Origin of the sequence: Yoonia sp., assembly GCF_017854565.1 — a bacterium.
Classification (GTDB): domain Bacteria; phylum Pseudomonadota; class Alphaproteobacteria; order Rhodobacterales; family Rhodobacteraceae; genus Yoonia.
Genome location: NZ_JAFMHJ010000001.1, coordinates 100,283 through 113,427, shown reverse-complemented (window position 1 = coordinate 113,427; position 13,145 = coordinate 100,283). Strand labels below are relative to the sequence as shown.

14 protein-coding genes are annotated in these 13,145 nt (G+C 61.3%); 8 read left to right on the top strand and 6 right to left on the bottom strand.

Annotation, left to right across the window (positions count from 1 at the left end; genetic code table 11):
* Nucleotides 1–121: 121 nt before the first annotated feature.
* A complete protein-coding gene (locus QZ196_RS00595) occupies nucleotides 122–826 on the top strand; it encodes a hypothetical protein (protein ID WP_296422788.1) in 705 nt (234 codons plus the stop codon).
* A 26-nt stretch (nucleotides 827–852) separates the two neighbouring features.
* On the opposite strand, the gene QZ196_RS00590 is transcribed toward QZ196_RS00595, so the two are convergent.
* On the bottom strand, nucleotides 853–1,767 hold the full coding sequence (locus QZ196_RS00590) for a type II CAAX endopeptidase family protein (protein WP_296422786.1): 915 nt from the start codon (nucleotides 1,765–1,767) through the stop codon (nucleotides 853–855).
* Nucleotides 1,768–1,873: 106 nt separating this feature from the next.
* On the opposite strand from QZ196_RS00590, the gene ilvD reads away from it, so the two are divergent.
* From ilvD to QZ196_RS00560, 6 genes are read left to right on the top strand one after another with little or no spacing between them, the layout of a single operon-like run.
* Entirely contained in the window at nucleotides 1,874–3,607 is a 1,734-nt protein-coding gene (ilvD, locus tag QZ196_RS00585; protein ID WP_296422783.1) for a dihydroxy-acid dehydratase, read from the top strand.
* A gap of 4 nt (nucleotides 3,608–3,611) precedes the next feature.
* Entirely contained in the window at nucleotides 3,612–4,214 is a 603-nt protein-coding gene (locus QZ196_RS00580; RefSeq protein WP_296422781.1) for a dihydroxy-acid dehydratase, read from the top strand.
* Between the two features lie 57 nt (nucleotides 4,215–4,271).
* Nucleotides 4,272–5,045: a DUF6478 family protein gene (locus QZ196_RS00575; RefSeq protein ID WP_296422779.1), complete on the top strand. Its 774-nt coding sequence runs from the start codon at nucleotides 4,272–4,274 to the stop codon at nucleotides 5,043–5,045.
* A 19-nt stretch (nucleotides 5,046–5,064) separates the two neighbouring features.
* Nucleotides 5,065–5,436 (top strand): hypothetical protein, encoded by a 372-nt coding sequence (locus tag QZ196_RS00570; RefSeq protein ID WP_296422778.1) that lies wholly within the window; start codon nucleotides 5,065–5,067, stop codon nucleotides 5,434–5,436.
* A 22-nt stretch (nucleotides 5,437–5,458) separates the two neighbouring features.
* Complete coding sequence (locus QZ196_RS00565) at nucleotides 5,459–7,543, top strand: tetratricopeptide repeat protein (RefSeq protein ID WP_296422776.1); 2,085 nt, start codon at nucleotides 5,459–5,461, stop codon at nucleotides 7,541–7,543.
* Nucleotides 7,530–8,387, top strand: coding sequence for a 4-(cytidine 5'-diphospho)-2-C-methyl-D-erythritol kinase (locus tag QZ196_RS00560; protein ID WP_296422775.1), 858 nt, complete (start codon nucleotides 7,530–7,532; stop codon nucleotides 8,385–8,387). The genes QZ196_RS00565 and QZ196_RS00560 overlap by 14 nt, the downstream gene beginning before the upstream one ends.
* Here the strand turns inward: QZ196_RS00560 and rsmD are convergent.
* Together rsmD and QZ196_RS00550 are read right to left on the bottom strand one after the other, a co-directional pair.
* Nucleotides 8,384–8,968 (bottom strand): 16S rRNA (guanine(966)-N(2))-methyltransferase RsmD, encoded by a 585-nt coding sequence (gene rsmD / locus QZ196_RS00555; protein ID WP_296422773.1) that lies wholly within the window; start codon nucleotides 8,966–8,968, stop codon nucleotides 8,384–8,386. The genes QZ196_RS00560 and rsmD overlap by 4 nt on opposite strands.
* Nucleotides 8,965–10,179 (bottom strand): FAD-dependent oxidoreductase, encoded by a 1,215-nt coding sequence (locus tag QZ196_RS00550; RefSeq protein WP_296422772.1) that lies wholly within the window; start codon nucleotides 10,177–10,179, stop codon nucleotides 8,965–8,967. Before QZ196_RS00550 ends, rsmD begins: the two co-directional genes overlap by 4 nt.
* 91 nt (nucleotides 10,180–10,270) lie before the next feature.
* Between QZ196_RS00550 and QZ196_RS00545 the strand changes: the two genes are divergently transcribed.
* The gene (locus QZ196_RS00545) at nucleotides 10,271–10,762 is read left to right on the top strand and encodes a peroxiredoxin (RefSeq protein ID WP_296422770.1); all 492 of its coding nucleotides are present in this window, start codon (nucleotides 10,271–10,273) and stop codon (nucleotides 10,760–10,762) included.
* Nucleotides 10,763–10,797: 35 nt separating this feature from the next.
* Here the strand turns inward: QZ196_RS00545 and QZ196_RS00540 are convergent, their stop codons facing one another.
* From QZ196_RS00540 to QZ196_RS00530, 3 genes are read right to left on the bottom strand one after another with little or no spacing between them, the layout of a single operon-like run.
* On the bottom strand, nucleotides 10,798–11,643 hold the full coding sequence (locus QZ196_RS00540; RefSeq protein ID WP_296422768.1) for a mechanosensitive ion channel domain-containing protein: 846 nt from the start codon (nucleotides 11,641–11,643) through the stop codon (nucleotides 10,798–10,800).
* Nucleotide 11,644: 1 nt separating this feature from the next.
* Nucleotides 11,645–11,944: a 4a-hydroxytetrahydrobiopterin dehydratase gene (locus QZ196_RS00535; RefSeq protein ID WP_296422766.1), complete on the bottom strand. Its 300-nt coding sequence runs from the start codon at nucleotides 11,942–11,944 to the stop codon at nucleotides 11,645–11,647.
* Entirely contained in the window at nucleotides 11,941–13,125 is a 1,185-nt protein-coding gene (locus QZ196_RS00530; protein WP_296422764.1) for a GNAT family N-acetyltransferase, read from the bottom strand. Before QZ196_RS00530 ends, QZ196_RS00535 begins: the two co-directional genes overlap by 4 nt.
* Nucleotides 13,126–13,145: the final 20 nt, after the last annotated feature.

Genomic DNA, 13,145 nt, shown 5'->3' with positions numbered 1-13,145 from the left:
GGGTCAAACCGGTGTTTGAGCGATGAAATTTCAGAAAATTTGGTTGCAACAGCAGATGGGGCATTGCTTAATGATCGGTGACTGATTTTGAAATTTCAACCGGAAAACGGGTGGCGTTGATATGGCGAGCCGCGCAACGATGGCGAACGAGCCCAGAGCGGCACAACCGGCAAGACGCGGGCCTGTTGGCAGTGGCGGCCATGTCGCGCGGGAACGCTCGGCAACAATGGGCCCCGGCGAGGCGCGGTTGATGCAGTTGGCAAATAGGGCCGACAGCAGCCCGCAGGTCAGGCAGTTGCGGGCGCTTTATGACGCGGCGAACGGCAGCGCGCCTGTTCAGCGGGTGGTGAAGCTGAGTGAGGCACCTTGGGGGCCGACCAAGGGCAAGTGGATCACGACCGAAGCCAGCCTTGTACCGCATAACAGCAAAGTAGATGCGCAGAAGGCCGAAGATGCGATACTTGGGCAGCGGGAGGCTGCTGCGGAAGCGGCGTGGCAGTTGCAAGCGAACAGCGATGCCTGGACGTTCAAGGACGCACAGAAGCGACTGACGACGCATTATGGCGATGGCTGGGGGGCCGCCTATGGCATTACGTCCCACAATCAGCTGCGTGCCTATATTCAGGCGCACAACACCGACAATGGGGAACCCGGCCAGTACACGATCAGTCTGGGGTCATTTGGGAACAATAAAACGCACATCTTTATGGCATGCGACATCGTTTATGATGTGACGGGTGTCGTCAGTGTCACCTCTGGCGCGCTGACACGAAACGCCGTTGCCCGCGAGGTGTTTCACTGCGGTCCAGAGTCACAAGACAAATAGCCGGTGCGATTGCAGGCGCATGATTTTCAGCGCCTTATTGCGATCCGGGCGGCGAGCCACATGACCAGAACCATGGCGATGCTGGTCAGCAGTTGCAGGATGCCGCCGGGTGCGAGCAGGGCCTGCAGGCTGTAGTCGTATTCCGTGGAATCGAAGTCGGGGTAGAGAAAAAGCGCGAGGCCGCTGGAGGGTCTGCCCTGGATCCCGACGAGCAGGAGCGCGAAGGCGTTGTTGGCCAGATGCAGCCCGATGGCCGCACCCAGCGTTCCGGTGCGGGCGGTCAGGTCGGCGCAGGCCAGACCCAGCAGGGTGGCCCAGACCACATAGAGAATGGAATCCGCCGGGCCGATCCCGTTGAAGTAGTGTGACAGCCCGAAGAACAATGACGGGATACCCATCCAGACCACAGGAGAGGGTGACAGGCAGGCGAGTTGTTGTTGCAGGTAGCCGCGGAAATACAGCTCTTCTGTGCCGACTTGCAGCAAGATGGCCGCAAAGGCCAAAGGCATCAGCGCGACCCAGCGAAGCAGCCCGCGCACTTCGGCCAGATCGGACAAGACGACCCAAGGCGGCAGGAGTTCAATCGCCAGCAGCAGCAGGCCGACGGCCATTGCCGTGCGTTTAAGGTCGGCACCCGCGCGATCCGCCGGTCCGATCAGTGACCAGAACCCGCGCCCGTGGACCCGCCGGAGCAAGCGCAGAAAGAGATAGCCAGCCACCGCGAAGGTGCTAAATTGCGCCAGCGTGCCAAAGGCGCTGACGCCTTCGATGTAGGCGGTCTTGGCGGGGCCGGGCAGTATAAATGCGACAATGAGGGGCGCGCAGATGAAGGCGGCTTCGAACCCCAGTATCATGACGGCAAGCCGCCACCGCTGGGTCCGGGGGGCTGCGGCGCGGGCAAAGGCGCGATGTGCGCGGTATGGATCAATATGACCTGACATGTCCGACACTAGGCCGCAGCGCCATTGCGCCGCAACACCAGTTCCGTCTTGTGTCGTGACGGTCGGTTATTTAGACCGTTCTGTATAGTTTCCGGGAGAACAACCAATGCTTAAGGGCAAAGCCGACAAGACCAACCTACCAAGCCGCCATGTGACCGAAGGGCCAAGCCGCGCGCCGCACCGGTCGTATTACTACGCAATGGGTCTGGATGAAGAAGACATCGCAAAGCCGTTTGTCGGCGTTGCTACCTGCTGGAACGAGGCCGCGCCGTGCAATATTTCGCTGAACCGGCAGGCGCAGGCCGTAAAAATGGGCGTGAAGGCCGCGCATGGCACGCCGCGCGAATTCACGACGATCACGGTCACTGACGGGATTGCGATGGGCCACGAGGGCATGCGCAGTTCGCTTGCCTCGCGCGAAGCGATTGCGGACACGGTTGAGCTGACGATGCGCGGGCATTGCTATGACGCGCTGGTTGGTCTGGCGGGGTGCGATAAATCTCTGCCCGGCATGATGATGGCGATGGTGCGGCTGAATGTGCCGTCGGTATTTATCTATGGCGGGTCGATCCTGCCGGGTCGGCTGAACGGCAAAGACGTGACCGTGCAGGATGTGTTCGAGGCCGTCGGCCAGCATCAGGCGGGCAACATGACCGACGCAGAGTTGGAAATTCTGGAGCGTGTGGCGTGCCCATCGGCGGGCGCATGTGGTGGTCAGTTTACCGCCAACACGATGGCTTGCGTGTCCGAGGCGATCGGTCTGGCGTTGCTGAATTCATCCGGTGCGCCTGCCCCCTACGAGTCCCGCGATCAATACGGCGAGGCGTCGGGTCAGGCGGTCATGCATTTGATCGAAAAGAACATTCGGGCCCGCGATGTCGTGACCCGCAAGTCGCTGGAAAATGCGGCCCGTGTGGTGGCATGTACGGGTGGTTCGACCAATGCCGGTCTGCATTTGCCGGCGATTGCCCACGAGGCGGGGATTGATTTTGATCTGTTCGACGTCTGCGAAATTTTCCGCGACACGCCGTATTTCGTCGATCTGAAACCGGGTGGTCAGTATGTGGCAAAGGACCTGTACGAGGCAGGCGGCGTGCCTGTTGTGCTGAAGGAATTGCGCAAGGCCGGGTTGATCCACGAAGATTGCATGACTGCCTCGGGCCGTTCGATCGGCGAAGAGCTGGACATGATCAAAGGCGAAGCTGACAACAAGGTCATTTATTCGGTTGAAAACCCAATCACCCAGACCGGCGGTGTTGTGGGCCTGAAGGGCAATCTGGCGCCCGAAGGTGCGATCGTCAAAGTCGCCGGGATGTCTGTGGCCGAGCAAAGCTTTACCGGGCCTGCGCGCGTGTTCGAGTGTGAAGAAGATGCGTTCGAGGCTGTCAAAGTCCGTGGGTATGAAGAAGGCGAAGTGCTGGTCATCCGCAATGAAGGCCCCGCAGGCGGTCCGGGTATGCGCGAGATGTTATCGACCACGGCGGCGCTGTCGGGGCAGGGCATGGGCAAGAAGGTCGCGCTGATCACGGATGGTCGTTTTTCGGGTGCCACCCGGGGTTTCTGTGTCGGTCATGTGGGTCCAGAGGCCGCGCATGGCGGTCCGATTGCATTGCTGCAGAACGGTGATGTCATCACGATCAACGCGATCACGGGTGAGCTGAAGGTCGATCTGACCGAGGCAGAGCTGGCCGCGCGCAAGGCCGATTGGAAAGGCCCGCGCGACACGATCTATGCGTCAGGTGCGCTTTGGAAATACGCGCAGCTTGTTGGGTCCACGCGGTTGGGTGCGGTGACGCATCCGGGTGCGAAGATGGAAAAGCACATCTATATGGACCTTTGACGGTATGCGGCCTGGCTGTGTGATCGGCCTGATCGTGTCGGCGTTGATGGCTGTTGGAGGGTGTACCCCTGCGGCGCCCGTCAACGTGCTGGCCTTGGCTGGGGGGGACATCATGGCGACGACCCCGGCCGGCTATTGCTTTGATCCGGGGGCGAGCGATCCGCGCGATGGGTTCGCGGTGATGGCACCTTGTGTGACATTGGGCGGCGGCGGTGCGGTACCTGCCGCAGTCGGTGTGGCGACGGTGCAGGTTGGCCCCGCGGGCAGCGGTGCCGTTGCCGGTGCCGAGCCTGCGTTGCGTGATCTGCTGGTGTCCGACGCCGGGGCGGTTCTGCTGAGCACGACCGGCAGCGCCGATACCATTGCCGTTTTGGGGTCACAGGTATCTGAAAACAATGTCACCGTGCATTTCACCGATAGCGCGCCACCGCCGATAGCGGGCCTGCAACGCGAAGAGTGGCGCGCGTTTTTGGATATGAACGGGCGTTTGGTGACAATTGCGGTGCGCGGTCTGGCGGGTGCGCCGCTGCAAGATGGCATGGCGTCGTGGCTGCTTGACCGTGTGGTCAAAGGGGTATCGGCGGCGGGCGGCGACACGCAGATCTAGGGCGCCGGGCAAGCGGTGACGGGGGCATGCAATGGGCCGATCCGGGATAGGGACTATATGGCGAAATACCTGAGTGGACTGGTCGATCGGCTGCTGCACAGGCGCGCATTGACGCGCTGGACTGCTGCCGCGCGGGCGGCGCCCGATGCAGAACTGTCGATTTTGCGTGCGCAGCGTCAGCGGGCCCGGCAATTGCGCGGCCCGTTGCAGGAGTTGACCCATATCGCCGACAGCCGCCTTGCATTGCCGCGCATCGGGTCCAATGCATTTGCGCGGCCTGCGGGCACCGATTGGGCGTGGCGGCCACAGGCATGGCGCGCCGCGCTGGCGAAACGCGGACTGGCACCTGCGCGCAACAAGATGTCGCTTGGCGGTGAGGTCACGATTTTCCACGACTGCGCCGCGACCGAAATCGCGCTGCGGCAGACGCGCAATCAGCAGGATCGTGATCTGGCCCCGTTCGGGCTTGCGCTTGAGGTGTTTCAGTTTGACGGGAATTTTCTGTCACTGGTGATTGATCTGCCCGCCGTGGCCTGTGTGGGCCTGCAAAAGCGGCATTTGATCCGTTTGGCCGCCGTGATTGATGCAGAGCGTCCGATCAATGTATTCGCCCGGCTGAATGTGAAGCATGGCCCGAATACCGAGCAGGTGCTGTTGACACTGCCGCAACAGGACGATGATGTGATGGTTGAATTCGATCTGGCCTACAGTCAGATGAACGAAAGCCGGGTCGCACGGATTTGGGTTGATTTGATGTTTGAAAACCCGCAGATGAATCAGATTTCGATCCGCGATCTTACCTTTTGCCGCTACCCGCGTGCGGCGCTTTGAACGGCGAAAGGCCTTGCTGATGACACAGTGGACATTGACCAAGACGCGGCTTTTTGCGGGCCTGTGGGAAGGCGAGCTCATCGGTGCGGGCGCGGATGAACCGCAGTTGACGGTGACCCATTTGGGGGCGGTCGTCGATGGGCTGCGGCTGGAGCATGATACGGCGCATGACGTTTGGCGTGTCACGGTGCCGGTGCCTGTGGATATGATCAGGGATGGTGTGCAGACGTTTGTGATCGCTGACGGCAAGGGGCATGCGCTTGCCAGTTTCGCGTTATTGTCCGGTGAGGCCTTGGCCGAGGATATCCGCGCAGAGGTGGAGTTGTTGCGCAGTGAGCTGGACCTGCTGAAGGGTGCGTTCCGGCGGCATTGCAGGGACACGCAAGGTTAGGGTGGGTTAAAACCTACCTTACGTGGGGGCAACGGTTTTTGCACCGACAGATGCCGCCTTTGCTGCGCTGCCTGCGGGCACCGTGGAAAGCCTGCTGTTGCCTGAAAGCAAGGATACGCTGGTCGCGATCCTGACCTGCAATGTCGTGCCGGGGGCTGTGACACCGGACCAGTTGGTCGATCGGCGTCAGGACGTCGCGACGGCGGATATCATCGCGGCGAATGGCGTGATCCAGGTGATCGACACGGCGCTGCTGCCAAACCAAGCGCATTGGTCCTGTCGTTTGGGTTGCGGCGACCGTGCCTGCCGTGCGGTCCGCAACAATTTGCCACCTGCGCGATGTCGCATTTGCAAGCCGCGCTTTGTGGCTCTAGTCTGGCCTGACATGCATCAAGAGGGTTTCGTGACTGTGTTCAGACGTTCCATTTCCGCCGCAGTATTGGCCTGCCTGCTTTGTCCTGCAACAGCCGCGTTGGCGGACCCTGATTCCGGCGCCTATCTGGCCGCGCGGCAGGCCGGTTTGACGAATGATTTTGCCCGCGGCGCCCGTTATTTCACCAAGGGGCTGATCGCGGACCCCGGCAATGCCGCCCTGCTTGAGAACGCGCTGACGTCCTATGTCGCGCTGGGGCAGGTGGACCGTGCGATTCCGATTGCGCAGGTGATTGTCGACCTTGGTTACCAAAGTCAGATCGCCAACATCGTGCTGAGCCTGTCCGCCGTGAAATCGGGTGACTGGGACTATATTTTCTCTGCTTTGGAGGAAGGGCGCAGTATTGGCCCGTTGGTTGACGGACTGGCGCAGGCCTGGGCGCATATGGGCGAGGGCGAGATGGTCAAGGCTTTGGCCAGTTTTGATCAGGTGATCGAAGCCGATGAGATGAAAATATACGGGCTGACGCACAAGGCCTATGCCCTTGCCACCGTCGGGGATTTCGAAGCGGCTGAGGCCGTGTTTGCCGAATCGGCCACGGGTGGACTGCGGTATAGTCGCCGCAGTGCGATGGCTCACGCCCAAATTCTGAGCCAGTTGGACCGTAACGATGATGCGGTCGCGATTATTGAGGGGGTCTTTGGCACGCAGTTGGATGCCGGCGTTGCCGCGCTGCGCGCTGCGCTGATTGCGGGGACTGCCGTGGCCTATGACGCCGTGGCGAGCCCGACCGAAGGGATCGCCGATATTTACCATGTCATCGCCGGTGCGGTCCAAGGTGATGCGCCCGATGCGTATACCCTGCTTTATGCGCGGGCTGCGACCTATCTGGCACCGGGCAATACGCAGGCCGTTTTGATGACGGCGCGGTTGCTGGACGATTTGGGCCAGTACGATTTGGCCAATACCACCTATACAAGCGTTTCGCGTGACGATCCCGCGTTCGATGCCGCCGAGTTGGGCCGCGCCGAAGTCTTGCGCGCGGCGGGGCGTGACGACGCCGCGATCGAGGTGCTGGACGCCTTGGCGCGCAGCCATCCCGATTTGCCGCAGGTCCATGCCGCACGGGGTGATACCCTGCGACAGGTCAAACGCTATGAAGAGGCGGCGGTAGCGTATAGCCGCGCGCTGGCGCTGTATAGTGACGACAGCGCAGCCAAGTGGTTTGTGTATTACACCCGAGCGATCAGCAATCATCTGCTGGAAAACTGGCCAGCGGCAGAGCTGGATTTTCGTGCCGCGCTGGTGCTGCGTCCGGGGCAGCCGCAGGTATTGAACTATTTGGGGTATTCGCTGGTCGAGCGTGGTGAAAAGCTTGATGAGGCATTGGGCATGATCGAGGCCGCCGCCGCCGCACGCCCCGATAATGGTGCGATCATGGATAGCCTTGGCTGGGTCATGTTCCAGTTGGGACATTACGACGAGGCCGTCGGTCATATGGAGCTTGCCGCGTCGCTTGAGCCGGTCGATCCGGTGATCAACGATCATTTGGGCGATGTCTATTGGGCTGTGGGCCGCGAAAACGAGGCGCAATTCCAGTGGCAGCGCGCGCTGTCGTTCGACCCTGACGCCGCTGACGCAGGCCGTATCCGTGACAAGCTGGCCCGCGGGCTGGATCTGGTACGGCGCGACGAGGGTCTTGACCCTATCAGGGTTGCCCGTGGCGACAATTAGAGGCACCGCACCGGCCAAAGTCAATTTGACCCTGCACGTAACGGGGCAACGCGATGACGGGTATCATCTGCTGGACAGTCTGGTGGTGTTCGCGGGTGTCGCGGATCAACTGGGTGCCACGGTTGCCCCTGATCTGCGGATCAGCGTGACGGGGCCATTTGCATTTGGTGTGCCCACGGACGCCAGCAACCTGATGATCCGTGCCGCCGAGGCGCTGCGTCAGGTGCGCGGTGTGACCAAGGGCGCCGCGCTGACGCTGGAAAAACATCTGCCGCATGCTGCCGGTATCGGCAGCGGATCGTCGGATGCTGCGATCACGCTGACCATGCTGGCGGCGCTATGGGGGGTGCCGCCGCTGCCGGCGCATGCCCAAGAGGTGCTGGCGCTGGGCGCGGATGTCCCGGTTTGCCTGCAGGCGCCGAACCCGACGCGGATGTCGGGGATTGGTGATGTGCTATCGCCGGTAGCAGCGTTGCCGGGGTGCGCGCTGGTGCTGGTGCGTCCGCCTGTCGCTGTGCCAACGATGGATGTGTTCAAGGGGCTGGCCGATAAGAACGGCACCGCCATGGAGCCGTTGCAGGCGGGGCTGGATTTCGACGATTTTGCCGGTTGGCTGGCCCGGCAGCGCAATGACCTGCTGCCGTCGGCCAGCATGATCGCCCCGGAAATCACCGCAGCCATTGCCAAGTTGGATGCGCAGCCGAACGTCGCCGTGGCGGGCATGTCGGGGTCGGGTGCGACCTGTTATGGATTGGTCAAGGATATGGCCGCCGCGCGGCAGGTGGCCCGCGTCTTGCAGGTGTCGCAGATGAGCTGGTGGGTCGCCCCCGCTGAACTGCTTTAGCTGCCGCCGCTGGGCGCATCGGTTGTTTGATTGCGGCGCATGAACGTGATCCACGTATCGCCATAGCGGCGCTGATCCAGTGCGGCAAAGCCGGGAGGGGCGATTTGCGGGGTGTTTTCTTCCCATATGATCAAGGCACCCGGGGAAACCCAGCCGCCCGCAGTGGCAGCGGTCAGGGCTTTGCCGCCCAAACCTTGGCCGTAGGGGGGATCAAGGAAGATCAGGTCGCAGGGCGGGCCTGCGGGCAGTTTGCCGATGTCGGTGCCGATCAGGGTCGTGTCGGTCTGCCTGCGCAGTTTGCCGACATTGTCGCGGATCAACTTTTGGGCCACCCGCCCGCTGTCGACGAAGGTGACGTGGGCGGCGCCGCGCGACAGGGCTTCGAGCCCGAGCGCACCGGTGCCTGCGAACAGGTCGAGCACGATCGCGCCACGGATCGGATCGCCAAAGCGCCCACCCTGCAGGACATTGAACAGGCTTTCGCGCACCCGGTCTGTCGTGGGCCGCAGATGCGCGGCCGCATCGCCGGTGCCGACGGCGGCCAGTGCGGTGCCGCGATGGGTGCCGCCGATGATCCTCATGGGCGCAGCAGGGCCTTCATATCGGTTGCGGGATCGGTGATTTGTGCGGGCTTGGGGCTGCGCCCTGCGTCGATCAGGCGTTTGCCGATCATATAGTTGCGCGGATCGTTCATCGCGTCCACCGCCAGCAGGGTATCGCCTCGGAAGTACCAGTTGGACTGCACCCCCGGCGCATCGCCGTGGCGGACATAGACGTCGGTGTAGCCGGTGTTCAGCCCGGCAATCTGCAGTTTGCAGTCGTATTGATCCGACCAAAACCATGGCTTTGGCGTATAGGGTTCATCGTGGCCCAGCATGTTCAGCGCGACCGCTTCGGCCTGATCAATGGCGTTGCCGACGCTTTCGATGCGGATGCGGTTGCCGTGGAAAAGGCATGATGCGCAGTCGCCCGCAGCCCAGATATGCGGATCAGAGGTGCGGCCCTGTGCATCGGTCTTGATGCCGTTTTCAATCGCCAGTCCCGCGCTATCGGCCAGGATTGTGGCGGGGGTGATGCCGACGCCGACGACGGCAAAGTCCAGATCCAGCGTGGTCCCGTCAGTCAGCAGTGCGCCGGTGACGTGATCGTCGCCCAACAGCCGGTCCAGCCCCACGCCTTCGCGGATATCGACGCCGTACGACCTGTGCAGGGCCCGGAAATAATCCGACGTTTCGGGCGCCGCGACGCGCTGCAATATCCGGTCGGCCATTTCCACCAGCGTGACTTGCAGACCCAGTTTTGACGCGACCGCTGCCGCCTCGAGACCGATGTAGCCGCCGCCGATGATCAGCACGCGTTTGCCGGCGACAAACGCCGGGGCCATCGCGTCCGCGTCGCTGAGGTCGCGGACGGTGAAAACGCCGCCCAGATTTCCGCCGATGGACCGGGGCAGTGTACGCGGATGCGCGCCGGTGGTCAGCGCGAGTTCATCATAGGGCAGGACCTCATCGCCGGTCAGGGTCACGGTCTTGGCGGCAGGGTCAATCGCCACGACGCGGGTGTCCAACCGCAGGGTAATGCGTTGATCGACATAGAAATCCGCAGGGCGCAAATATAGCCGTTCCTGAGCCATTTCGCCCAGCAGATAGGCCTTTGACAGTGGCGGGCGCTGGTAGGGCGGCACCGTTTCGGCACCGATCAGGGTGATGTCGCCATCAAACCCGGCGCTGCGCAACTTGGCGGTCAAGGATGCACCAGCCTGACCGGCACCGACAACGATAATATGGGTCACGTGATTTTCACCTTTGATTGCTGGTCCATTGCTGAACGGGACACTATATGGAGGTTGTAAGCAGGCACAATTCCGAACAGGGGCTATATTCATGACAATTAAGATCGGCGACCGGGTGCCGCAAGCAACGCTGTTGCATATGACCGACGATGGACCACAGCAAGTGGTGCTGGCCGACAAACTGGAGAAACGCAAGGTTGTCATCTTTGGTCTGCCCGGTGCCTTTACCGGGACGTGTTCGACCGCGCATGTGCCCAGTTTCATGATCACCCATGACGAATTCAAGGCAAAAGGCGTGGACGAGATTATTTGCGTATCGGTCAATGATCCGTTCGTGATGAAGGCGTGGGGCGATGTGACGGGCGCCACCGACGCGGGGATCACAATGCTCGCCGATGCAGAAAGCGCATTTACAACCGCGATCGGCATGGACTTTAGCGCAGCACCTGCCGGTTTCGTCAACCGGTCCAAGCGGTATGCGATGTTGATTGAAGACGGTGTTGTAACCATTCTGAACGCCGAAGAGCGCGCCGGCGTTTGCGAAATTTCCGCAGGCGAGACGCTGCTGGAAGCGTTGGGGTAACGATAAAGGGGCGGCGCCTGACGCCGCCCCTTTGCTCAGGCGCTGGCCTGAATGATTGTCTGGGTCGGGAACGGAATATTGATCCCGGCGTTATCCAGCGCCTCTTTTACCAGCCGTTTCATATCGGCCTGATACTGGAAATAATCGCCGCTGTTGCACCAGACGCGGACCAGAAAATCCACAGAACTGCTGTTCAGGTTATCGACCTGAATGAATGGCGCGGGGTCCGTTTTTGACCGGGGGTCGGCCATGATGGTATTGCGGATCACGTCCTCGGCGTCTTTGAGGTTTGTGCCATAGCCCACGCCAAAGATCCATTCTGCCCTGCGCGTCTCGTAGATTGAATAGTTCAGGATCGTATTGCCCCAAACCCGTGCGTTTGGAATGATCACCTGCACGTTGCTGGGCGCGGCCAGTTCGGTGAAGTTCAGCGTGATTTCCTTGACGGTGCCCATTTGGCCGCTGACCTCGACGAAATCACCGATTCTGATGGGGCGGAAGAAGACGATCATCACACCTGCGGCCACATTGGACAGGGTGCCTTGCAGGGCGAGACCGATTGCCAGACCGGCCGCACCGATGACAGCCACGAACGATGTCGTCTGGATTCCGAAGGTATTGAGCACGAACAGGAACGCAAAGCCGATAGCGACATAGCGCCCCATGTTGCCCAGAAAGTTGAACAGGGTGATATCCAGATGGCGGTTGTTTTCGCCCAGCCGGATCAGCCGCCTGCGTAGCCAGCCACCGATGATGAACCCCAAAAACAGGATCAATGCTGCGGCGATGACGCTGCCAAAGATTGATGCCATAAATTGAATTGTCAGCAGATCCGTGATGGTTTTTCCATCCCAGATCGCGGTGTTCATCATGTCTTGCACGTTATTCTCCTGCCAGCACGTCCAGTTTGGCGCCCAGTTTGGCGTCCAATGCGCTTAGGCCGTCTGCATCGTGGGTTGTCAACGTGACGTCCACGGTTTTGTAGACATTAGACCATTCGGGGTGGTGGTTCAGCTTTTCCGCCCAGAACGCGGCGCGGGTCATAAAGCCGAACGCCGCGATGAAGTTCTTGAACACGTAGGTTTTGTGGATCGCGTCGCGCCCATCAACCATGGACCAGCCATTCGCCAGCAGCGGGGTGATCTGTGCGGCACGTTCTGTTTGGGTCAATTTGTCGGTCATTGCTGTTCCTCTCTTTGGGATTTGCGGAATGGGCCGTAGCTGGTCAGGACTTCGATTTCGTGGTCGATGGCGTTGCGTTCCGCCTTGAGATAGTGGGCGACGGCATCCCTGAAACCGGCGTCACCGAACCAATGCAGTGAATGGGTTGCCACGGGCAGGTAGCCGCGCGCGAGTTTATGTTCACCTTGGGCACCGGCCTCGACGCGGCCCAGACGATGGGCGATGGCAAAGTCGATGGCCTGATAATAGCACAGTTCGAAGTGTAGGCAGGCGTGGTGTTCGGTGCAGCCCCAGTAGCGCCCGTAGAGCGTATCGCGCCCGATAAAGTTCAGCGCGCCTGCAACGGCCCGCCCATCGCGCATGGCCAGCACCAGCAGCATGTCATCGCGCAGGGTCTCTTGGGCGCAGTCAAAGAATTGCCGTGTCAGATAGGGGGTGCCCCATTTGCGGTTGCCGGTGTCTTGGTAGAACCGCCAAAATGCATCCCAATGTTCGGGCTGAATCTGGTCGCCCGTCAGGCTGAGAATTTCCCCGCCGAAATCCTGTGCCGTGCTGCGTTCCTTGCGGATGTTCTTGCGTTTGCGGCTGGAGAGCGACGCAAGGAAGCCGTCGAAATCGGCATAGCTGTCGTTGACCCAGTGGAATTGTTGGCCAATCCGGGGCAACAGGCCCATTTCGGCACCCGTGATCGCCTCGGCTTCGGTGCAGAAGGTGGCGTGCAGTGACGACAGGTCGTTGTCGGCTGCGATTTGGATGGCTCCCTGGATCAGGGCGGACATGCCGACCGCCTCGAATCCCGGACGGGTCAGGAAGCGGCGCCCGGTGGCCGGTGTGAAGGGGACGGCGATTTGCAGTTTGGGATAGTACCGCCCGCCGACGTTTTCATAAGCTTGGGCCCAGTTGTGATCGAAGATGTATTCGCCCTGTGAATGGCCCTTGGCGTACAGGGGAGCGCAGGCAATCGTCAGCCCGTCCTGCTGCGCAGTCAAGTAGCGCGGTTGCCAGCCGGTGCCCGGCCCGACTGATCCGCTGTCTTCCAATGCCTTGAGAAACCGATAGGTGGTGAAGGGGTCATTGGAGCGCCCGGTGGTATCTTCGGGGCAGGCGCAGGCATCCCAGTCGGCGGGGCTGATCCCGGACAGGCTGGGGTGGGCGGCGATTTCAATCGGTGCGTCGGTCATAGGGTGCAACTTGGGGGGCG

Bases quoted from the DNA above. Each gene is read 5' to 3' on its own strand.
- QZ196_RS00595 (WP_296422788.1), top strand. From the start codon at position 122: ATGGCGAGCCGCGCAACGATGGCGAACGAGCCCAGAGCGGCACAACCG.
- QZ196_RS00570 (WP_296422778.1), top strand. From the start codon at position 5,065: ATGACACAGTGGACATTGACCAAGACGCGGCTTTTTGCGGGCCTGTGG.
- QZ196_RS00575 (WP_296422779.1), top strand. From the start codon at position 4,272: ATGGCGAAATACCTGAGTGGACTGGTCGATCGGCTGCTGCACAGGCGC.
- QZ196_RS00590 (WP_296422786.1), bottom strand. From the start codon at position 1,767: ATGTCAGGTCATATTGATCCATACCGCGCACATCGCGCCTTTGCCCGC.
- rsmD (WP_296422773.1), bottom strand. From the start codon at position 8,968: ATGAGGATCATCGGCGGCACCCATCGCGGCACCGCACTGGCCGCCGTC.
- ilvD (WP_296422783.1), top strand. From the start codon at position 1,874: ATGCTTAAGGGCAAAGCCGACAAGACCAACCTACCAAGCCGCCATGTG.
- QZ196_RS00535 (WP_296422766.1), bottom strand. From the start codon at position 11,944: ATGACCGACAAATTGACCCAAACAGAACGTGCCGCACAGATCACCCCG.
- QZ196_RS00530 (WP_296422764.1), bottom strand. From the start codon at position 13,125: ATGACCGACGCACCGATTGAAATCGCCGCCCACCCCAGCCTGTCCGGG.
- QZ196_RS00580 (WP_296422781.1), top strand. From the start codon at position 3,612: ATGCGGCCTGGCTGTGTGATCGGCCTGATCGTGTCGGCGTTGATGGCT.
- QZ196_RS00545 (WP_296422770.1), top strand. From the start codon at position 10,271: ATGACAATTAAGATCGGCGACCGGGTGCCGCAAGCAACGCTGTTGCAT.